At 70.4% G+C, this 18,978-nt stretch carries 17 protein-coding genes and 2 tRNA genes; 9 read left to right on the forward strand and 10 right to left on the reverse strand.

What is annotated here, in order from left to right:
* Positions 1-124 precede the first annotated feature (124 nt).
* Genes glgX through treZ form a run of 3 tightly spaced genes read left to right on the forward strand, consistent with a single transcriptional unit; the run spans position 125 to position 6,335 of the window.
* The gene (gene glgX, locus ABTW64_RS01635) at positions 125-2,302 is read left to right on the forward strand and encodes a glycogen debranching protein GlgX (protein WP_350618500.1); all 2,178 of its coding nucleotides are present in this window, start codon (positions 125-127) and stop codon (positions 2,300-2,302) included.
* Positions 2,299-4,602, forward strand: a complete 2,304-nt coding sequence (treY, locus tag ABTW64_RS01640) for a malto-oligosyltrehalose synthase (protein WP_350618502.1) — start codon at positions 2,299-2,301, stop codon at positions 4,600-4,602. The genes glgX and treY overlap by 4 nt, the downstream gene beginning before the upstream one ends.
* Positions 4,599-6,335, forward strand: coding sequence for a malto-oligosyltrehalose trehalohydrolase (gene treZ, locus ABTW64_RS01645; RefSeq protein ID WP_350618504.1), 1,737 nt, complete (start codon positions 4,599-4,601; stop codon positions 6,333-6,335). Before treY ends, treZ begins: the two co-directional genes overlap by 4 nt.
* A gap of 3 nt (positions 6,336-6,338) precedes the next feature.
* Here the strand turns inward: treZ and ABTW64_RS01650 are convergent, their stop codons facing one another.
* The 5 genes from ABTW64_RS01650 to ABTW64_RS01670 form a co-directional block, all read right to left on the reverse strand.
* Positions 6,339-6,833: a tetratricopeptide repeat protein gene (locus tag ABTW64_RS01650; RefSeq protein WP_350618506.1), complete on the reverse strand. Its 495-nt coding sequence runs from the start codon at positions 6,831-6,833 to the stop codon at positions 6,339-6,341.
* Positions 6,834-6,941: 108 nt separating this feature from the next.
* Positions 6,942-8,381, reverse strand: a complete 1,440-nt coding sequence (gene tig / locus ABTW64_RS01655) for a trigger factor (RefSeq protein ID WP_350618508.1) — start codon at positions 8,379-8,381, stop codon at positions 6,942-6,944.
* Positions 8,382-8,456: 75 nt separating this feature from the next.
* Positions 8,457-8,530: transfer RNA gene (locus ABTW64_RS01660), tRNA-Pro, on the reverse strand.
* An 83-nt stretch (positions 8,531-8,613) separates the two neighbouring features.
* Positions 8,614-8,684 (reverse strand) — tRNA-Gly (locus ABTW64_RS01665).
* A 75-nt stretch (positions 8,685-8,759) separates the two neighbouring features.
* The gene (locus tag ABTW64_RS01670) at positions 8,760-9,299 is read right to left on the reverse strand and encodes a gamma carbonic anhydrase family protein (protein ID WP_350618510.1); all 540 of its coding nucleotides are present in this window, start codon (positions 9,297-9,299) and stop codon (positions 8,760-8,762) included.
* A 175-nt stretch (positions 9,300-9,474) separates the two neighbouring features.
* Here ABTW64_RS01670 and ABTW64_RS01675 point away from each other — a divergent pair, with 175 nt between their 5' ends.
* From ABTW64_RS01675 to ABTW64_RS01700, 6 genes are all read left to right on the forward strand, one after another.
* Positions 9,475-9,960: a Dps family protein gene (locus tag ABTW64_RS01675; RefSeq protein ID WP_350618512.1), complete on the forward strand. Its 486-nt coding sequence runs from the start codon at positions 9,475-9,477 to the stop codon at positions 9,958-9,960.
* Between the two features lie 358 nt (positions 9,961-10,318).
* Positions 10,319-11,326, forward strand: a complete 1,008-nt coding sequence (locus ABTW64_RS01680; RefSeq protein WP_350618514.1) for an ABC transporter substrate-binding protein — start codon at positions 10,319-10,321, stop codon at positions 11,324-11,326.
* On the forward strand, positions 11,310-12,416 hold the full coding sequence (locus ABTW64_RS01685) for a FecCD family ABC transporter permease (RefSeq protein ID WP_350618516.1): 1,107 nt from the start codon (positions 11,310-11,312) through the stop codon (positions 12,414-12,416). Before ABTW64_RS01680 ends, ABTW64_RS01685 begins: the two co-directional genes overlap by 17 nt.
* A complete protein-coding gene (locus ABTW64_RS01690) occupies positions 12,409-13,287 on the forward strand; it encodes an ABC transporter ATP-binding protein (RefSeq protein ID WP_350618518.1) in 879 nt (292 codons plus the stop codon). The genes ABTW64_RS01685 and ABTW64_RS01690 overlap by 8 nt, the downstream gene beginning before the upstream one ends.
* Position 13,288: 1 nt before the next feature.
* Positions 13,289-13,999, forward strand: coding sequence for a hypothetical protein (locus tag ABTW64_RS01695; protein ID WP_350618520.1), 711 nt, complete (start codon positions 13,289-13,291; stop codon positions 13,997-13,999).
* Positions 13,996-14,640 (forward strand): hypothetical protein, encoded by a 645-nt coding sequence (locus ABTW64_RS01700; RefSeq protein WP_350618522.1) that lies wholly within the window; start codon positions 13,996-13,998, stop codon positions 14,638-14,640. Before ABTW64_RS01695 ends, ABTW64_RS01700 begins: the two co-directional genes overlap by 4 nt.
* Before the next feature lie 56 nt (positions 14,641-14,696).
* Here ABTW64_RS01700 and ABTW64_RS01705 read toward each other — a convergent pair whose 3' ends face one another.
* Genes ABTW64_RS01705 through ABTW64_RS01725 form a run of 5 tightly spaced genes read right to left on the reverse strand, consistent with a single transcriptional unit; the run spans position 14,697 to position 18,948 of the window.
* Positions 14,697-16,217, reverse strand: coding sequence for an amidohydrolase (locus ABTW64_RS01705; RefSeq protein WP_350618524.1), 1,521 nt, complete (start codon positions 16,215-16,217; stop codon positions 14,697-14,699).
* Complete coding sequence (locus ABTW64_RS01710) at positions 16,214-16,873, reverse strand: FMN-binding negative transcriptional regulator (protein WP_350618526.1); 660 nt, start codon at positions 16,871-16,873, stop codon at positions 16,214-16,216. Before ABTW64_RS01710 ends, ABTW64_RS01705 begins: the two co-directional genes overlap by 4 nt.
* Positions 16,874-16,892: 19 nt before the next feature.
* Complete coding sequence (locus ABTW64_RS01715; RefSeq protein WP_350618528.1) at positions 16,893-17,456, reverse strand: GNAT family N-acetyltransferase; 564 nt, start codon at positions 17,454-17,456, stop codon at positions 16,893-16,895.
* Positions 17,435-18,463, reverse strand: a complete 1,029-nt coding sequence (locus ABTW64_RS01720; RefSeq protein WP_350618530.1) for an Fpg/Nei family DNA glycosylase — start codon at positions 18,461-18,463, stop codon at positions 17,435-17,437. Before ABTW64_RS01720 ends, ABTW64_RS01715 begins: the two co-directional genes overlap by 22 nt.
* Positions 18,463-18,948 carry a ribose-5-phosphate isomerase gene (locus tag ABTW64_RS01725; RefSeq protein ID WP_350618532.1) on the reverse strand — a complete coding sequence of 162 codons (486 nt, stop codon included), beginning with the start codon at positions 18,946-18,948 and terminating at the stop codon, positions 18,463-18,465. Before ABTW64_RS01725 ends, ABTW64_RS01720 begins: the two co-directional genes overlap by 1 nt.
* Positions 18,949-18,978 lie beyond the last annotated feature (30 nt).

Raw genomic sequence — 18,978 nt, forward strand, 5'->3', positions numbered from 1 at the left:
CCCCATCCAGCGGCGCTCGCGATAACCCCTCGCGGCACCGGTGGCAAGCCCTTTCTCGCCCTCCCGCGCGCGCAATAGCGTCGAGTTCCCAAGCCGCCCCACCTCAAGAGATCGGCAGGTCCCCATGGAGACGTGGCCCGGACGTCCCTACCCGCTCGGCGCGACATATGACGGAGACGGCACGAACTTCGCGCTGTTCAGCGAGGTCGCCACGAAGGTCGAGCTGTGCCTGTTCGACGACGACGGCACCGAGACACGTGTGAACGTCATCGAGGTGGACGGCAACGTCTGGCACGCGTACCTTCCGGACGTCGGTCCGGGCCAGCAGTACGGGTACCGGGTGCACGGTCCGTTCGAGCCGTCCGCGGGCCACCGGTGCGACCCGAGCAAGCTGCTCGTCGATCCGTACGCCAAGGCGCTCTCGGGCGCGATCGACTGGGACCCGTCGCTCTTCGACCACCGCTTCGACGACCCGGATGAGCGCAACGAGGACGACTCGGCGTCCCACAACGTGCGCGCGGTCGTCATCAACCCGTACTTCGACTGGCGCGGTGACCGCCGACCGGGCACGCCCTACAGCAGCACGCTGATCTACGAGGCGCACGTGAAGGGCCTCACCCAGCTGCATCCCGACGTCCCCGAACAGCTGCGCGGCACGTACGCCGGTGTCGCGCATCCGGCCGTCGTAGCGCACCTGCAGCGGCTCGGGGTGACCGCGATCGAGCTGATGCCCGTGCACCAGTTCGTGCACGACTCGGTGCTCCTCGAGAAGGGCCTGCGCAACTACTGGGGCTACAACACCCTCGGATTCTTCGCCCCGCACAGCGAGTACTCCTCGAGCGGCGACCGCGGCGAGCAGGTGCAGGAGTTCAAGGGAATGGTGCGCGCGCTGCACGCCGCCGGCATCGAGGTCATCCTCGACGTCGTCTACAACCACACCGCCGAGGGCAACCATCTCGGTCCGACCCTGTCGTTCAAGGGCATCGACAACGCCGCCTACTACCGGCTGGTCGAGGACGACCCGCAGTACTACATGGACTACACCGGCACGGGCAACACCTTGAACGTGCGCAATCCGCACTCTCTGCAGCTCATCCTGGATTCGCTGCGTTACTGGGTGACCGAGATGCACGTGGACGGCTTCCGCTTCGACCTGGCCGCGACGCTCGCGCGGGAGTTCTACGAGGTCGATCGCCTGTCGAGCTTCTTCGACCTGGTTCAGCAGGATCCGGTGGTGTCGCAGGTCAAGCTGATCGCGGAGCCGTGGGACGTCGGACCCGGTGGCTACCAGGTCGGCAACTTCCCGCCGCAGTGGACGGAGTGGAACGGCAAGTTCCGCGACACGGTGCGCGACTTCTGGCGCGGAGAGCCCGCGACCCTGGGCGAGTTCGCGTCGCGGTTCACCGGCTCCGCCGACCTGTACGAGGGCACGGCACGTCGCCCCTTCGCGTCGATCAACTTCGTCACCGCTCACGACGGGTTCACGCTGCGCGACCTGGTCTCGTACAACGAGAAGCACAACGAGGCGAACGGCGAGGACGGACGCGACGGCGAGTCCCACAACCGCTCCTACAACCTCGGCGTCGAGGGGCCCACCGACGACCCGCAGATCCTCGAGCTGCGCGCGCGTCAGCAGCGCAACCTGCTGGCCACGCTGCTGCTGTCGCAGGGCGTGCCGATGCTGCTGCATGGCGACGAGCTCGGCCGCACCCAGGACGGCAACAACAACGGCTACGCCCAGGACAACCCGCTCACGTGGGTGCACTGGGATCAGGCGGACGAGCCGCTCATCGAGTTCACGGCGCTCGTCTCGCGCCTGCGCCGCGAGCATCCGACCTTCCGGCGCTGGCGGTTCTTCGACGGGCGTCCCGTGCGGCGCGGCGAGGGCGATCCCCTGCCCGACATCGTGTGGCTGACGCCCGACGGCTCCGACATGGACGAAGCCGACTGGGGCACGAGCTACGCACGTTCGCTGGGTGTGTTCCTGAACGGGGAGGGCATCCGGGAGCGGGGGCCGCGCGGCGAGCGGATCGTCGACCGTCACTTCCTGGTGTGCTTCAACGCGCACGACGAGCCGGTCGACTTCACCCTGCCCGCCGAGGAGTACTGCACGGCGTGGGACGTGGTGCTGAACACCGCCGACGGGCGCGACCCGAACCCGCATGAGGCCGGATCGACGCTGGCCGTCGAGGCGCGCTCGATCGTGGTGCTGCGCGAGTGGCGCGAGCCGGAACCCGAGGCCGTCTGGTCGCCCGCGGAGTCGGTGCGTCACGCGCTCGGCGCCCGTCAGGAGGAGTCATGAGCCGCGTGCCGCGCACGACGTATCGCCTGCAGGTCCGACGCGAGTTCGATCTCGACGCGGCTGCGGGGGTCGTCGACTACCTGGCCGCACTGGGCGTCGACACGGTCTACCTGTCGCCGCTGCTCGCGAGCGAGCCCGGATCCAATCACGGCTATGACGTGATCGACCATACGCGCGTGGATCCCGACCGTGGTGGTCCCGACGGACTGGCGCGGTTCTCGGCCGCGGCCCGGAAGGCGGGGCTCGGAGTGCTGATCGACATCGTGCCCAACCACGTGGGCATCGCCACGCCCTCGGGCAATCCCTGGTGGTGGGATGTGCTGACGCACGGGCGCGCGTCGCAGTACGCCGACGCTTTCGACATCGACTGGGAGGCGGGCGCGGGGCGCGTCCGGGTACCGGTGCTCGGCGACGAAGACGCCGCGCTGCCGGATCTCGGGCTCAGCATCGAGGACGGGACGCTGCGGTACTACGAGCACCGGTTCCCGCTCGCGCCCGGCAGCGCCGACGACGGCGCGTCGCCGGGCGTCGTGCACGCGCGCCAGCACTACGAGCTGGTCAGCTGGAGGCGAGGCGACGACGAGCTCAACTACCGGCGCTTCTTCGCCGTGTCGACGCTCGCCGCCGTGCGCGTGGAGGACCCGCGGATCTTCGACGCGTCCCACACCGAGATCCTGCGCTGGATGCGCGAGGGCCTCGCCGACGGGCTGCGCATCGATCACCCGGATGGTCTGACCGACCCGGCCGGCTATCTCGCGCGGCTCGCCGAGAAGACCGACGGCGCGTATGTGCTCGTCGAGAAGATCCTCGAGCCCGGCGAGCCCCTGCCGTCGCACTGGGCCACCGCGGGGACCACCGGATACGACGCGCTGGGTGACGTCGACCGCGTGCTCGTCGACCCCGCGGCCCAGACCGTGCTCGACGAGCTGGAGGCGGAGCTGAGCGGCGGCCCCGTCGACTGGACGCGCCTGGTGCACGACGGCAAGCGCGGGATCGCCGACGGGCTGCTGCAGGCCGAGGTGCGCCGACTCGCGCGCCTGGTGCCCTCGGTCGAAGGCGCCGAGGACGCGCTCGCGGAGCTGCTCGCGTGCTTCCCCGTGTACCGCTCCTACCTGCCTGCGGGGATCGAGCACCTGCACGAGGCGGCCGACATGGCGCGCCGGCTGCGCCCGGATCTGACGGGCGCCATCGGTCGGCTGCTGCCGCTGCTGTCGGACCCGGGCCATCCCGCCGCCGTGCGCTTCCAGCAGACCTCCGGAGCCGTGATGGCCAAGGGCGTGGAGGACACCGCGTTCTACCGCTACGGGCGGCTGGTCTCGCTGAACGAGGTGGGTGGGGACCCGTCGGAGTTCGCGATCGACGTCGCCGAGTTCCACCGCCGCCAGGCGGCCAGGCAGGCGTCCTGGCCCCTCTCGATGACGACGCTCTCGACACACGACACGAAGCGCGGGGAGGACACGCGGGCGCGGATCGACGCGCTCTCGGAGGACCCGAAGCTGTGGCGTCGGACGCTGCGGACGCTGCGGTCGCGTGCCCCGCTGGGGGACGGTCCGCTCGAGGCGCTGCTGTGGGAATCGCTGATCGGCGCCTGGCCGCTGTCACGGGAGCGCGCGCACGCCTACGCCGAGAAGGCGGCCCGCGAGGCGGCCACGGGCACGACGTGGACCGAGCCGGATGCCGAATACGAGCGCAAGCTGCACGCCCTGGTGGACGCGGCCTACGACGACGACATCGTGCGCGGCGCGATCGAGGAGCTCCTCAAGGTGGTGCGCGCCGCCGGATGGTCGAACTCGCTGTCCGCGAAGCTGCTGCAGCTCGCGTCCCCCGGCGTGCCCGACGTGTACCAGGGCTCGGAGCTGTGGAACCGCTCGCTGGTCGACCCCGACAACCGCCTGCCCGTCGATTTCGACGAGCGCCGTGAGGTGCTCGCACGGATCGAGGCGGGCGACCTGCCGCCGGTGGACGAGACCGCGGCGGCGAAGCTGCTCGTCACGGCCCGGGTGCTCCACGCGCGTCGGGACCGCCCAGAGCTGTTCACGCGCTATGCGGGGCTCGAGGTCGTCGGAGACGCCGCGCGGCATGCCGTCGCCTTCGACCGCGGCGGTGCGGTCGCGGTCGCCACCCGGCTGCCCCTTGGACTCGAGCGCGCGGGCGGCTGGCGCGATACGCGGGTGCTCGTGCCCCCGGGGCGCTACACCGACGCCATCGCCGGCACGACGGTCGAGGGCGACGCCGTGGCGCTGGCCGATCTGCTGTCGCGCTATCCCGTCGCGCTGCTGCTGCGAGAGGAGACATCGTGAGCTTCGAGGTATGGGCGCCGCTCCCGGAAACCGTGCGGCTGGTGCTCGACGGCGAGACGCACGACATGACACGCGACGACGCCGGATGGTGGCGTGCCGACGTGCCGTCACGGCCCGGGCAGGACTACGGCTACCTGCTGGACGAGCGCGACACGCCGATCCCCGACCCGCGATCGCTGCGCCAGCCCCGCGGGGTGCACGAGCTGAGCCGCGTGCACGACCTGACGTCGTTCGGATGGACCGATGAGCGCTGGACCGGTCGCCAGCTGGCAGGGGCGGTGATCTACGAGATGCACCTCGGGACGTTCACCCCCGGCGGCGGGGGCTCGCCCGGCGGCACATTGGACTCCGCGATCGAGCGGCTGCCGCATCTGGTCGACCTCGGCGTCGACTTCGTCGAGCTGCTGCCGGTGAACTCCTTCAACGGCACCTGGAACTGGGGCTACGACGGGGTGCTCTGGTACGCCGTGTCGGAGAGCTACGGCGGCCCGGAGGCGTATCAGCGCTTCGTCGACGCCTGTCACGCGGCGGGCCTCGGCGTCATCCAGGACGTGGTCTACAACCATCTGGGCCCCAGCGGGAACTACCTGCCCCTGCTCGCGCCCTACCTGCGTCAGGACAGTGCGAACACCTGGGGCTCGTCGCTCGACCTCTCCCGGCCGGAGGTGCGGGAATTCATCCTCGACAACGCGCTGATGTGGCTGCGTGACTTCCATGTCGACGGGCTGCGCCTGGACGCCGTGCACGCTCTGGTCGACGACTCCCCCACGCACCTGCTGCAGGAGATGGCCGAACGCGTCGACGCGCTCAGCGCCCACCTGCGGCGTCCGCTCACCCTGATCGCCGAGTCGGACATGAACGATCCGAAGCTCATCACGCCGCGCGAGGCCGGCGGCTACGGCCTGCACGCGCAGTGGAGCGACGACTACCACCACGCCGTGCACGTGGCCGTGACGGGTGAGACCACGGGCTACTACGCCGACTTCGAGCCCATCGAGGCGCTCGCGAAGGCCGCGACGCGCGGCTTCTTCCACGACGGCACGTGGTCGTCCTTCCGGGAGCGCGCGCACGGGCATCCGATCCCGCCTCAGACCCCGACGTGGCGGCTCGTCGCCTACGCGCAGGATCACGACCAGATCGGCAATCGCGCGACCGGCGACCGCCTCTCTCAGACGCTCGACGACGACCTCCTCGCCGTGGCGGCGCTGCTGGCGCTCGCCGCCCCCTTCACGCCCATGCTGTTCATGGGCGAGGAGTGGGCGGCCTCGACGCCGTGGCAGTTCTTCACGTCCCACCCCGAGGCCGACCTGGGCGAGGCCACCGCGAAGGGGCGCATCGCGGAGTTCGAGAAGATGGGCTGGGATCCGGCTGTCGTGCCCGACCCGCAGGACCCCGCCACGTTCGAGCGCTCGAAGCTCGACTGGGACGAGCCCTATCCGGCCGGTGGTGGCGAGACCCGCCACACGCGTCTGCTCGCGCTGCACAGGGAGCTCATCGCGTTGCGGCGCCGCGAGCCCGACCTCACCGATCCGCGGTTCGATCGGCTCTCGGCCGAGTGGAGCGAGGATCCGAAGTGGATCCGGATCCGCCGTGGCGCACTCGAGATCGTGGTGAACCTGGACGACGTGCCGCTGGCGATCGATCCGCCGCGCGAGGTGCTGTTCGCGACGCGGCCGCTGGGCGCCGAGGCCGACGGCATCCCCGCCCGCTCGGGCGCGATCATCCGGCCCTGACGGTCAATCGGACGCCAGTTCGGCCGCGTATCCCATGACAGAGCGCGTGTAGAACGTCAGGTGCGGTGCGAGGGCGGTGAGCGCCACCGACACCGCTCGAACCGGGTCGCCCGCCGACGCCAGCGTGAGCGCCGTGAAGGCGGCCAGCTCGTCGCGCAGCTCGGCGCCGCTGCGCTGACGCTCGGCATCGAGCAGGGCGAGGGCGTCGTCGGTCTCGCCGAGGTTGCGCAGGGTGCTGGCCAGCTGGATCGTCGCCCGCGCACGGCGACGGTCGTCGAGTCCTCGCTCGATCGCCCGGCGGTACAGCGGCTCGGCCTCGGACTCGCGGCCGGCGCTGTCGCGTGCCCCGGCGCGCTCGAACAGCGACACAGGATGGTCGTCGCCCAGCTCGGTCGCCAGCGCGTCGATCCGCGCGATCCGCTCGTCGGCGCTGAGCGCGCGATCCTGCCAGACCGCGTCGACGCGCGCCTGCCACTGGTCGAAGTCGGTGACGGCCATGGAGCCTCCTGATCGGGATGCTGCAGAAGCAGAAGGGGGACGGATGCCCGCGGGCATCCATCCCCCTTCGAGAGACAGTCGAAGACTACTCGGGTGCGACGTCGCGGATCACTCCGCGGCGGGCTCCTCGGTCTTCTTCTTGCGCGTCGTCTTCTTGGGCTTCTCCTCGACCGGGGCCGCCTCGACCGCGGCCTCGTCGGCCCCCGGCTCCTCAGCGGCGACCTCGTCGGTCGTCTCGGCGGGGGCCTCGGCGTCCGCGGCCTCGTCCTCCTCGACCGCGGCGAAGCCCGACAGGTCCACCGGCTTGCCGTTGGTGTCGACGACCTCGACCTTGCCCAGGACGATCGCGAGCGCCTTGTTGCGGGCGACATCGCCGATCACGGCCTGCAGCTGGTTGCCCTGCTGCAGCGCCTCGATGAACTGCTGGGGCGCCATGCCGTACTGACCCGACATCTGGATCAGGTACTGCGTGAACTCGTCCTGCGAGACCTGCACCTCGAGCTTCTCGGCGATCGCGTCGAGCAGCATCTGCGTGCGGAACTGCTTCTCGCTGGCCTCCTTGACCTCGGCGCGGTGCTCGTCGTCCTCGAGACGGTTCTCCTGCTCGAGGTGGCTGTGCACCTCGTCCTCGACGAGCTGCTCGGGAACCGCGATCTCGACCTTCTCGAGCAGCGTCTCGATGAGCTTGTCGCGGGCCGCCGAGCCCTGCGAGAAGGCACTGCGCGACGCGACCTGCTCGCGGAGGCTGTCACGCAGCTCGGCGATCGTGTCGAACTCGCTCGCCATCTGGGCGAAGTCGTCGTCGGCCTCGGGCAGCTCGCGCTCCTTGACGGCCTTGACGCTCACGGAGACCTCGGCCTCCTCGCCGGCGTGGTCGCCGCCGACCAGCGTGGAGCGGAACGTGGTGTCCTCGCCCGCCGTCAGCGACTCGATGGCCTCGTCGATGCCCTCGAGCAGCTCGCCCGAGCCGACCTCGTACGACACGCCCTCGGCGCGGTCGATCTCGGCGCCGTCGATCGTGGCGACCATGTCGAGCTCGACGAAGTCTCCCTTGGCGGCGGGACGGTCGACGGGGATCAGGGTGCCGAAGCGGGCGCGCAGGCGGTCGAGCTCCTCATCGAGCTTCGCGTCGTCGACCTCGGCCGCGTCGACCGTGATCGTGAGGCTCTCGTAGTCGGGCAGCTCGAACTCGGGGCGCACGTCGACCTCGACGTCGACCACGAGGTCGCCCGAGAAGTCCTTCTCGCTGGGCCACTCGACGATGTCGGCCGAGGGACGGCCCAGCATCTTGATGTCGTTCTCGGCGACGGCGGCACGGAAGAAGCCGTCGAGGCCCTCGTTCACGGCGTGCTCGATGACGGCGCCGCGGCCGACGCGCTGGTCGATGATCGGAGCCGGAACCTTCCCCTTGCGGAAGCCGGGGACCTGCACGTCGCGCGCGATGTGCTCGTACGCGTGCTGGATGCTCGGCTTGAGCTCGTCGGGGGTGACCGTGATGTGCAGCTTGACCCGGGTGGGGCTGAGCTTCTCGACGGTGCTGGTGACCATAGGGGTTCGTTCTCCTCGTGACTCCTCCCGCGCGCAGGTCGCGCGACGGGATCGTAGGTCTGGGTGGGCCGATTGTCGGGGCGACAGGATTTGAACCTGCGGCCTCCCGCTCCCAAAGCGGGCGCTCTACCAAGCTGAGCTACGCCCCGGGGAGTCCCCGCACGGGAACACGAAACGGCCCCGTGAAGTCTAGCCGACGAAGTCGGCGACGCCTTCACGGGGCCGTGAGCGGAGGGGATGACGGGAATCGAACCCGCGTAGCCAGTTTGGAAGACTGGGGCTCTACCATTGAGCTACATCCCCGCGATGCGGTCCGAGAACCGCACAGCGCCTTCGAGTCTAGCCGACTCCGCAGGCGGTTCCGGACAGCCGCCCGGATCACCCTCCCGCAAGCGCCGCAGCGTGGCGCTCCCCATTCGAGAGGTAACGCTCGGCATTGCGGCGCAGCCCCGCGACCTCCTCGTCCGAGAGCTCCCGCCGCACCTTGGCCGGCACCCCCGCCACCAGAGATCGCGACGGGATCGCCGTGCCCTCGAGAACGACTGCTCCGGCGGCGACGAGCGAACCGGCTCCGATGACCGCGCCCGACAGCACCACGCTCCCCATGCCGATGAGCGCCCCGTCGCCGATCACGCAGCCATGCACCACGGCGTTGTGCCCGACCGAGACGAACTCGCCGATCTCCACGGGGTGCGCCGCGTCGACGTGCACCGACACGTTGTCCTGGATGTTGCTGTTGGCGCCGATCGAGATCGCCTCGACGTCCCCACGGACCACGGCGTTGTACCAGACGCTCGCACGCTCGCCGATCCGGACGGAGCCGATGATCCGGGCGCCGTCCGCGACGAACGCGTCAGGGTGCACGGCGGGGACGTCGTCGTCGAGAGGCAGGATCGAGGCATGCGGCGACACGGACATGACGCCGACTCTAGGCGCTGTCAAGCCCCCGCGCGCCCGGAGACTTTGGATAGCCTCACTTTCCCCAGATGAGGGCATATTTAGCCCAGCCTTGTCTTGCTTGCGGAATGCGCCGCGGTGAGTAGCGTTGTGGGTACAGAAGGCAGTCATGCCATCGACCTTCGGAGGGAACGTCATGAGCAAGAACCAGACCATCTCGACCACCGCAGCCGACCCGACCGTCGCCGCCGCCGCGGCCCAGTTCCTCTCCCCTGTCGCTCTGGGCCTGCAGGCGCTCACCGTCAACGGCAAGCAGGCGCACTGGAACGTCCGCGGCGCCAACTTCATCGGCGTGCACGAGTTCCTCGACACACTGGTCGAGCACACCGGCGCCTGGGCCGACGAGGCCGCAGAGCGCATCGTCGCCCTGGGCCTGCCCATCGACGCGCGCCTCGAGACCGTCGCCCAGAAGGCCGCGGGGACGACCGTCGCCGCCGGGTTCTCGCAGTCGGCCGACACGATCCGCGCGATCGTCGCCGACATCGACAAGGTGATCGCCGACCTCGATGCCGCGATCGAGGGACTCGACGAGATCGACCTGACGAGCCAGGATGTCGCCATCGGCATCAAGGGCGGTCTCGAGAAGGACCGCTGGTTCCTCGTCGCGCACATCGCCGAGTGACCAACGGCCGGATGACCGGCCATACCCGCGAAGGCCCCGGACCACGTCCGGGGCCTTCGCGCGCATCGGGACATGTTTCGACGTCGAGACACTCCGCGCACCACCACTACTAAGGCGCCCCTAACTTAGGCTAGGCTCACCGCAACCGATATCCCGGATGCACCAGACCCCGCCAGCGCACGGCGCTCATACGCCGCTCGCACGAGAGGACGCCCATGCCCCAGCCCGATTCACGCGCCGTGCCGCGCGTGCGACCGCCGCGTCCCTCACGGCCGCGTTGCTCCTGACCGGCTGTTCGAGCCGGACCGGCGCGGATGACCCCCATCCCACCCCGGGCGACGACGGTTTCGAGCCGATCGTGTTCACGGACCAGCGCGGGGTCGAGCACACGTTCGACGAGCCCATCACACGCGTCGCCACCACCGTCATCCCCGCTCCGTCGATGATCACGGCGATCGACCAGAGCTACGACCGGATCGTGGGTGTGAACCAGGCCACGATCGGTCGCGACAAGGGATCGGCGTTCGCGACGATGTTCCCGCAGTCGCTCCAGAACACCGTTATCGCGGGCCCCGACTTCGTCCCGAACGTCGAGAAGATCCTCGCGCTGGACCCGGATGTCGTGGTCCAGTGGGGCGACCGCGACGACGACGCGACGTTCATCACACCGATCGAGGACGCCGGCATCCCGGTCGTGGGCTTGAGGTACGGGACCCAAGCCGACCTGGAGACGTGGATCGACATGTTCGGCACGATGCTGCAGCAGGAGGATCGCGCGGCCGAGCTGATCGACATCATGCACTCCTCGATCGATGAGGTCGAGGCGTACGCGGCGGAGCAAGGCGACTCGCCCCGCGCGATGTTCCTCCGCGGCGACGGCACAGGGGCCTACAACGCGGGCATGAACTCGACCGAGGCCTACATGAGCACGTGGATGACCGCCGGTGGCGCCACGAACGTGGCACCCGACGTCGAGTACTCGCAGGCCACCACCGTGAGCCCGGAGCAGATCCTCGCATGGAACCCCGAGGTGATCTTCGTGTCGGGCATGACGCCGCTCACGGTCGAGCAGGTGTACGCCGACCAGGCACTGGCGGGTGTGGAGGCCGTCAAGAACAAGCGGGTGTACGCCGTGCCGTCGGGCGGCTTCTGGTGGGACCCGCCCTCCGCCGAGTCGAACCTGATGTTCCAGTGGGCCGCTGAGGTGCTGCGCCCCGATGACCAGGCCTTCGACGTGCGCACCGCCATGAAGGAGCACTACGCCTTCCTGTACGACCACCAGCTCAGCGACACCGAGATCGACCGGATCCTGAAGCTCGACCAGAACGCGGCCGGGGCCGGCTATGCGGATGCCTTCGCCGGCTGACGCCGACGCGCTCGAGGCGCCGTCAGCATCGCCGACGCCGGCCGTCCGACCGGCCCGCCACCATGACTCCACGCGTCGCGCCCGGTGGGTCGCGCTGCCGGCCATCACTGTCGCGGCGCTCTTCGTCGTCATCGTGGCCACCGCGGCCGGGAAGTACTTCGTGCCGCCTGAGGAGGTCGTGCGGCTGCTGGCCGGGCAGATCCTCCCGATCGAACGCACCTGGTACGACCGGGAGCAGAGCGTCGTCCTCGACGTGCGCCTGCCGCGCGTGCTGCTGTCGTTCCTCGTCGGCGCCGGCCTGGCCGTGTCGGGCGCCGTGCTGCAGGCGGTGTTCCGCAACCCCCTCGTGAGCCCGCAGTTCATCGGCGTCTCCACGGGTGCATCCTTCGGCGGCGTGCTGGCCATCCTGTTCGGGCTCGGCACCGTGCACGTGGTCGGCGGCGCGTTCGTGTGCGGCATCGTCGCACTGGCGCTGGTGCTCTCGATCGGCCGGATGGGCTCCACCTCGCCGCTGCTCATGATCGTGCTCGGCGGTGTGGTGGTCAGCGCGTTCTTCAGCGCGCTGGTTTCGTTCGTCGCGTACATCGCCGATCCCTACACGACCTTGCCCACCATCACGTTCTGGCTCATGGGGTCGCTCGCGGGCGCCTCGTACGCGAAGGCGGTGACCGTGCTGATCCCCCTGGCGATCGGCGGCGTCCTGATCTTCGCCCTGCGCTGGCGTCTCAACGTGCTCTCACTCGGCGACGAGGACGCCCGCGCGCTCGGCGTCTCGCCGAGCGCGACCCGCAGCGTGCTGCTCGTCGCGGTGGCCCTCGTGACCGCCGGGTCGGTCGCGGTGTCGGGCGTCATCGGCTGGGTCGGCCTGATCGTGCCCCACATCGCGCGCCTCCTCGTCGGCAGCGACAGCCGCGTGCTCCTGCCCGCGTCGTTCCTGGTCGGCGGCGGGTATCTCACGCTCATCGACACACTGTCCCGGACGATCGCCGATACGGAGCTGCCCGTCGGCATCCTGACGGCCGTGATCGGTGCGCCGTTCTTCGTGATCCTGCTCGCCCGATTCCGGAAGAAGGTGTGGATCGGTGACTGACGTGCTGACCATCGCGGCCCGAGCGGCCAGCAGCGGAATGCAAGGGTCGTCCAAGGGGACGCCGATGATCGAGGCGCGCGGGATCTCGTACCGCTATGACCGTGCGCGATGGATCGTCCGCGACGTATCCGTCGACGTGCGCGCAGGCGAAGTGCTCGCCGTGCTCGGACCGAACGGGCGCGGCAAGACCACCATGATCAAGGTGCTCGCCGGCCTCGTGGCGCCGAGCGAGGGGGCGGTGGAGCACGGCGGGGGCGTGGGCTATGTGCCCCAGACGCTCGCGACCGCGTCGGCGTTCCCCGTGTTCGACATGGTGCTGATGGGGCGCAGCCGATTCGTGCGCGCCTTCGCGACCCCGTCGTCTCACGACAGGGACGCCGCCGCGGCCGCGCTCGAGCGCGTCGGCATCGCGCACCTCGCGCACCGCGAGTTCCGTGCACTGTCGGGCGGCGAGCGGCAGCTCGTGCTGATCGCACGCGCCCTCGCTTCGGGCTGCGACATCCTGGTGCTCGACGAACCCGCCTCGGCACTCGACCTGCGCAACCAGGCGCGCGTGCTCACCGTGCTGGAAGCGCTCGCCGACGAAGGCATGGCCGTCGTCATGACCACCCACCACGCCGACCACGCGTTACGCATCGCGGCGCGCACGATGCTCGTCGTCGGCCCGGAGGACGTCCGCACCGGCGACACACACGACCTGCTGGTCGGCAGCACGCTCAGCGAGCTGTACGCGCTGCCGATCTCGACGCCCGACATCACACTCGACGGCCGGGAGCACCGGCTCGTCGTACCCCACTACGGAGTGCGCTCCCGCGCTCCGCGCATCGCGCCCGGCTCGGCCGCGGCGCCCGTCACGAACGGAGACGCCTGACATGAGCGACACTCAGACCCTGGAACCCGCCCCGCCACCCGCCCCGTCCCCCGGCCGACTGCTGCACGTGATCGTCGACCCCAGTCGCGGTGGCACGGGGATGAGCCCCGTCCCGCTGCCCGCGGGCCTTGAGATCGTCGACATCTACGATCTGTTCGCGCACGACCTGGACACGGTTGCCGGGATCAACCTGGCCACCCAGTGCGACCAGGTATTCCTGTCGCGCCACCGCGATCGGCTCGACGCGTTCGTCGCACGCGGTGGGCGCATCCTCGTCAACGGCCACGTGGTCGAGCCGTTCGTCACGGGCCTGGCCAAGTGGCGCAAGCTCGCGTACAGCCAGCCGGCCGACCTGGCGGTGACACAGCTCGCCGCGCATCCGGTGTGGCAGGGCGTCGATCCACGCGATCTGCTCTTCCGCACAGGTGTGCCCGGACAGCACACGCACGCAGAGCTCGCGCGTATCGGCGTTGCCGGCTTCTACGGCCGCGGGTACCACGTGCGGCTCCCCGAGGGTGCCACCCCGATCAACGGTCTGGGCGAACTGGGCGCAGTAGTGGACTACGAGTTCGCGCTCGGCGCGGGACGCGTGCTCGTGCACGGCGGACTGGACCTGCTCGCCATGCGCGACCCGCGCCGCACCACCGCCGCTTTCGGCGAGAACATCGTCCGCTGGCTGTCCGGCGGCATGACCCCGGAGAACGCCCAATGACCGCTCCCGTCCTCGCCTATCTGCACAACGGCACGTTCTCGCAGCTGACGACATTCCGCGATCCGGCGCTTGCTCCGTACCGCATCCGAGAGGTCTACCTTCCCGACATGCAGCCGGGCGATCTCGATGACGTCGATGGTCTCATCGTCGCCGACCGCATCCACAGTGGCTTGCTGCGCCGCCATGCCGAAGACATCCTGAGGGTCGCGCATCGAGGTGGAGTGCTCGTGGTGTTCGGCGAGAACTGGGTGCACACCTGGATGCCGGACGTGGTGTGGGAGCCGGGAGTCACCAACTTCTGGTGGTGGCGCACAGGCGAGGACCACGGCATGCGCCCGCGCAACCTCCAGGACCCGGCATGGGAGTTCTTCAGCGAGGGCTCTCTGATCTGGCACCACCACGGCACGCTCACCCCGCCGGCCGGCGCGGTGCCGCTGGTCGCCGTCGAGGAGGACGGCGTCGACATCGGCTGCATCGCCTACGTCGACCGCGTGTCGACAGCCGGCGAGATCCTGGTCACGACGCCCGATCCCTGCTTCCACCATGGCGCCGCCTTCATGAAGGGCGCGACGCAGCTGCTGTACTCGGCGGTGCGCTGGGTCGATCACCGCACCCGCGCGCTCGCGGCTGTGCAGGCCTGAGCCGAGCACGAAGGGACCGAACCGTCGGTCCGGGCCCTTCGTCTGTGTCCAGGTGCTCAGGCGAGATGGGTGAGGCGCCCGGCGAGCAGCGTCGCGTGCACCGCCATGCCGCGCAGCTCCGCCTCCGACGCGGTGAGCGGATCGATCGCGACCAGCGCGAGGTCGGCGAGCTCCCCCGGCTCGACGCGGGCGCCGTGCAGAGAGCCGCCGGCCGTGGATGCCGCCAATGCGGTGGCGGGGTCGATCCGCTCCTCCGGACGCCACGGCTCGCGGCCGTCGCGGGTGCGGAACACGGCTGCCGCCATGGTGATCCACGGATCCAGGGGCGCGACGGGGGCGTCCGATCCGAAGAGCAGGTTGGCTCCCGCGTCTCGCAGCGACCGCAGCGGGTAGGGCAGCGCCGTCTGCTCGCCCCACAGCTCGTCGCTCAGCTCTCGGTCGTCCACCGCGTGCTCGGGCTGCACGCTCGCGCCCACCCCCAGGCGCGCGAACCGCGCCAGGTCGGCGTGGCGCACGAGCTGTGCGTGCTCGATGCGCCCGACCGCTCCCGTCGCGGCGAACGCGTCGAGCGCGAGGGTGTTGGCACGGTCGCCGATGGCGTGGATGGCGCACCCGATGCCGGCCGCGGTCGCCGACGTCATCAGCTCGGTCAGGTCGCCCGGCGAGACGTTGAGAACCCCGAGGTTGCGGGGGTCGTCTGCGTAGCCGTGCGTGCACGCGGCGGTGCGCGTGCCGAGGGATCCGTCGGTGATCACCTTGAGCGGTCCGACGCGCACCAGATCGGTCTCGGCGTCGCGTAGAGGATCACCAGACCGGAGGCCGAGGGCGATCGCGCGGTCGAGGTGCTGCGGATAGATGCCGAAGTCCACACGCAGCGCGTCGAAGCCCGCCGCCACGCGCCGGTGCCACGCATCCTCGTTCCAGGTCATGTCGAGGTCGACGTAGCCGACGAGGCCGCGCGCCGCGGCGGCGGACGCGGCTCGCGCGACCGCCGCGTCGCCGTCGGCGTCGGGCACGTCGTTCAGCACGCGTGTGATCGCGAACGCGGCCTCCTCCCGGACGAGTCCCGTGCCGTCGGGTTCGACGCCCTCGCGGCGCAGCGCCGCCGTGTTCATCCAGAGCGAATGGAGGTCGAGGTTCAGCACGTACGTCGGGGTGTCGCCGGTCGCCTCGTCGATGGCCGCCAGCGACGCCGGCTCCGGCCAAAGGGCGTCGCGCATCTCCACGGCGATACGGCGGCCGTCCGACCGTACGGGCGCGCCGGCCGCCAGCGCCGCCGCCTCGGCGGCCGACGCGGCGTCGCGCAGCGACACGCGCTCGACGCCCAGCGCCCACTGCAGCACGTGCACGTGATGGTCCCACAGCCCCGGGATCAGCCAGGCGCCTCCCGCGTCGAGCACGGTCCCACGGCGCGGCAGCGCCCCCGCCGGAGCGATGTCGACGATGAGGCCGTCGGCGAGGTGCACGTCGTACAGCGCCGCCGCATCCACCATCGCGAGCGGCATGAGCTCTCGGCCCTCGCCCGCGATCCGCGCGTCCGCGATCACGTCGACGCGCGCCCCGGGCTCCAGCGTCATCGGGCATCCTCCATCGCGATCCGTGCCGCCGCACGGGCATCCTGCGAACGGCGCATCTCGGCGGCGAGGGCGGCGTTGGCGTGCGGCCCCTCGCCCGAGAGCCCGGCGATGATCGTCTCGACGACGTCATCGGGCCGGTTCTGGCTGAGCTTGCGCTTGGCCGTGACGCGGGTGGGCGTGAGGCGGAACCCCACCGTGCCGCGCTCGAGCTTCTCGATGAACGCCGCGTCATTGGGCCGCTCCCACATCATGCGGGGTGCGGGCATCGGCGCCTCGAAACGCGCGACGAGCCGGTCAAGCACGGCGAGATTCTCCTCGGGCGTGAGGATATCGGGTACACCCGCAAGGTGAGCGGACACGAAGTTCCAGGTGGGCACCGACGGCACGTCGCCGTACCAGCCGGGAGAGATGTAGCCGTGCGGCCCCTGCACGACCACCAGCAGCTCCCGCTCCCCCAGACCATGGATCGCGTCATCCGGACGCCCGACGTGGCCGACGATGGTCAGGTCGTCGCGGCCGTCGTCGAGCAGCACCGCGTAGTGGGAGGCGACGAGTCCGTCATCCGTGTCGCTCACGAGCGTGACCCACGGATTGAGGTCGATGAGACGGCGCAGCTCGGCGACGTCGGTGAGCGCGAAGCTCGGGTTCTGGCGCATGGATCCGATCGTACGGGCGTCAGGATCGCAGGACCGCCAGGTGCGCGGGCGTCACCTCGCGGTCGGCGTAGACGAGCCGGATGGCGGCCGCATCGGGGTTGCCCTCGTCCGCCCCGCGCCAGACCAGGCGCAGCCGCAGCCGCTCGGCCACGGCCTTCGACGCGAGGTTGTGCTCCAGGAGGATCGCCGAGATCGGCAGCTCCGGCCGGACGCGAGCGGCGTGCGCCATTCCCGCCCGCGCGACCTGCGTGGCGTATCCGCGGCCGTGGTAGGCGGGATCCAGCCGGTAGTAGATGTTCCACGCGACGCCGTCGCGCACCCGGCAGCCCCCGATGCCGACGTAGTCGCCCGTCTTGCCCGCCCGAAGGGTCCAGTAGCCGAGCCCCTCGCGCCAGTCGGCCAGGTAGTGCTCCATCATGTCGCGCGTGCGCTCGAGGGTCGTGTGCCGGCCAGAGGGCAGATGCCGCCAGACGGCGGGATCCGCATGGAGCCGGTGGATCTCGGGGAGGTCCTCCGGCACGATGCGCGTGAGCACCAGCTCGCCGGTCTCGATCCGCTCGTTCATCGCTGGCAGTTGGGGCACCAGTACAGCTTGCGCGCCTGCATCTCCTCCAGCACGATCTCCGTGCCGCAGACGCGGCACGGCAGACCCGCGCGGTGGTAGACCCAGTGACGGTCGTCACGATGCGCCATGGCCTTGCGCCAGGCCTCGCCCTCGAGCCCGTCCATCGTCATCATCTGGCCGGTCTCCACGCCGACGCGCAGCAGCTCGACCCAGTCGCGCCACAGCCCGCGCACGATCTCCTCGGGGATCGCCTTGCCGGGCGTGTGCGGGTCGAGGTTCGCGCGGAACAGCATCTCGGCGCGGTAGACGTTGCCGATGCCGCTCACGATCGACTGATCCATCAGGAGCTGGCCGATCGCGACGTTCTTGCGACGGACGGACGCGACGAACCGCTCCTCGTTCTCGGCCGGATCCCCCACCAGCGGGTCGGGACCGAGCCGCGCGATCACGGCGGCGATCTGCTCGGGCGTCTCGACGACGCACGCTGTCGGACCCCGCAGATCGGCGCACGTCACGTCGGTCATCAGCCGCAGCCGCACCTGACCCACCACCGGAGGCGGCCACTCGGCATCGGCGGCCTCCAGACCGTCGGGCTCGTCGAGCCCCTTCGTCTGCTCGGACATCCGCACATGCACCCGGGTCTTCCGCGGCGCGCCGATCGAGGTCAGCGAGTTCTCGCCCGCGTCGTCGAACACGGGAGCGTCATCCGGCGTCGCCAGGTCGGTGCCGCGCTGGTTGGTCTGCCCCATCCGGCCGTTCGCCGAGGCGATCGTGGAGTCGACCAGGATCTCCCCCGCGAAGTCCCATGCGCCATAGAGGCCGAGGTGCACGCGCAGCCACGCGTCGCCCTCGAACTCGAGGAACATCTGCTTGCCGACCGCCTGCGCGCGCAGCGGAGTGCGCCCGTCGAGCTGCGCAGCGCCGGCCGCGAACCGGCCCTGCGGGCTGGAGGCCGACACGGGCCTGCCGACGAAGTTGCGCGCGAACTGCCTGGCGATGCGATGGACGGAATGCCCCTCGGGCATCAGGCGCGCGGGTCCGGCAGCAGCGAGCCGTCGGCCTCGTAGGCCGCGATCTGCGCGATGCGCCGGGCGTGGCGCTCGTCGCCCGAGAACGGCGTCTCGATGAACCGGTCGATGAAGCCCACGACGTCGTCGAACGAGTGCTGCCGGGCGCCGATCGCGATCACGTTGGCGTCGTTGTGCTCGCGCGCCAGCTCGGCCGTGGCGATGCTCCACACGAGCGCCGCGCGCACCCCCGCGACCTTGTTCGCCGCGATCTGCTCGCCGTTGCCCGAGCCGCCGAACACGACTCCGAGCGCTTCGACGCCGGCCGCCTGATCGGCCACCACCGCCTGAGCCGCGCGAATGCAGAACGCGGGATAGTCGTCGACCGGGTCGTACTCGATGGGCCCGTGGTCGACGACCTCGTGCCCGCGCTCTGCGAGGTGATGCTGCAGCTGCGTGGAGAACTCGAGGCCGGCGTGGTCGGTCGCGATGTGGATGCGCATGATGACGATCCTATTTCCGTCGGGAGACGC

This window comes from Microbacterium sp. NPDC096154, assembly GCF_040302945.1.
GTDB lineage: Bacteria > Actinomycetota > Actinomycetes > Actinomycetales > Microbacteriaceae > Microbacterium.

Excerpts from the sequence above, each read along its gene's own strand:
- ABTW64_RS01670 (WP_350618510.1), bottom strand. The coding sequence starts at position 9,299 with ATGTCCGTGTCGCCGCATGCCTCGATCCTGCCTCTCGACGACGACGTC.
- ABTW64_RS01695 (WP_350618520.1), top strand. The coding sequence starts at position 13,289 with ATGAGCGACACTCAGACCCTGGAACCCGCCCCGCCACCCGCCCCGTCC.
- glgX (WP_350618500.1), top strand. The coding sequence starts at position 125 with ATGGAGACGTGGCCCGGACGTCCCTACCCGCTCGGCGCGACATATGAC.
- ABTW64_RS01725 (WP_350618532.1), bottom strand. The coding sequence starts at position 18,948 with ATGCGCATCCACATCGCGACCGACCACGCCGGCCTCGAGTTCTCCACG.
- ABTW64_RS01650 (WP_350618506.1), bottom strand. The coding sequence starts at position 6,833 with ATGGCCGTCACCGACTTCGACCAGTGGCAGGCGCGCGTCGACGCGGTC.
- ABTW64_RS01705 (WP_350618524.1), bottom strand. The coding sequence starts at position 16,217 with ATGACGCTGGAGCCCGGGGCGCGCGTCGACGTGATCGCGGACGCGCGG.
- ABTW64_RS01700 (WP_350618522.1), top strand. The coding sequence starts at position 13,996 with ATGACCGCTCCCGTCCTCGCCTATCTGCACAACGGCACGTTCTCGCAG.
- treY (WP_350618502.1), top strand. The coding sequence starts at position 2,299 with ATGAGCCGCGTGCCGCGCACGACGTATCGCCTGCAGGTCCGACGCGAG.
- tig (WP_350618508.1), bottom strand. The coding sequence starts at position 8,381 with ATGGTCACCAGCACCGTCGAGAAGCTCAGCCCCACCCGGGTCAAGCTG.
- ABTW64_RS01720 (WP_350618530.1), bottom strand. The coding sequence starts at position 18,463 with ATGCCCGAGGGGCATTCCGTCCATCGCATCGCCAGGCAGTTCGCGCGC.
- ABTW64_RS01675 (WP_350618512.1), top strand. The coding sequence starts at position 9,475 with ATGAGCAAGAACCAGACCATCTCGACCACCGCAGCCGACCCGACCGTC.
- ABTW64_RS01710 (WP_350618526.1), bottom strand. The coding sequence starts at position 16,873 with ATGCGCCAGAACCCGAGCTTCGCGCTCACCGACGTCGCCGAGCTGCGC.
- ABTW64_RS01685 (WP_350618516.1), top strand. The coding sequence starts at position 11,310 with ATGCCTTCGCCGGCTGACGCCGACGCGCTCGAGGCGCCGTCAGCATCG.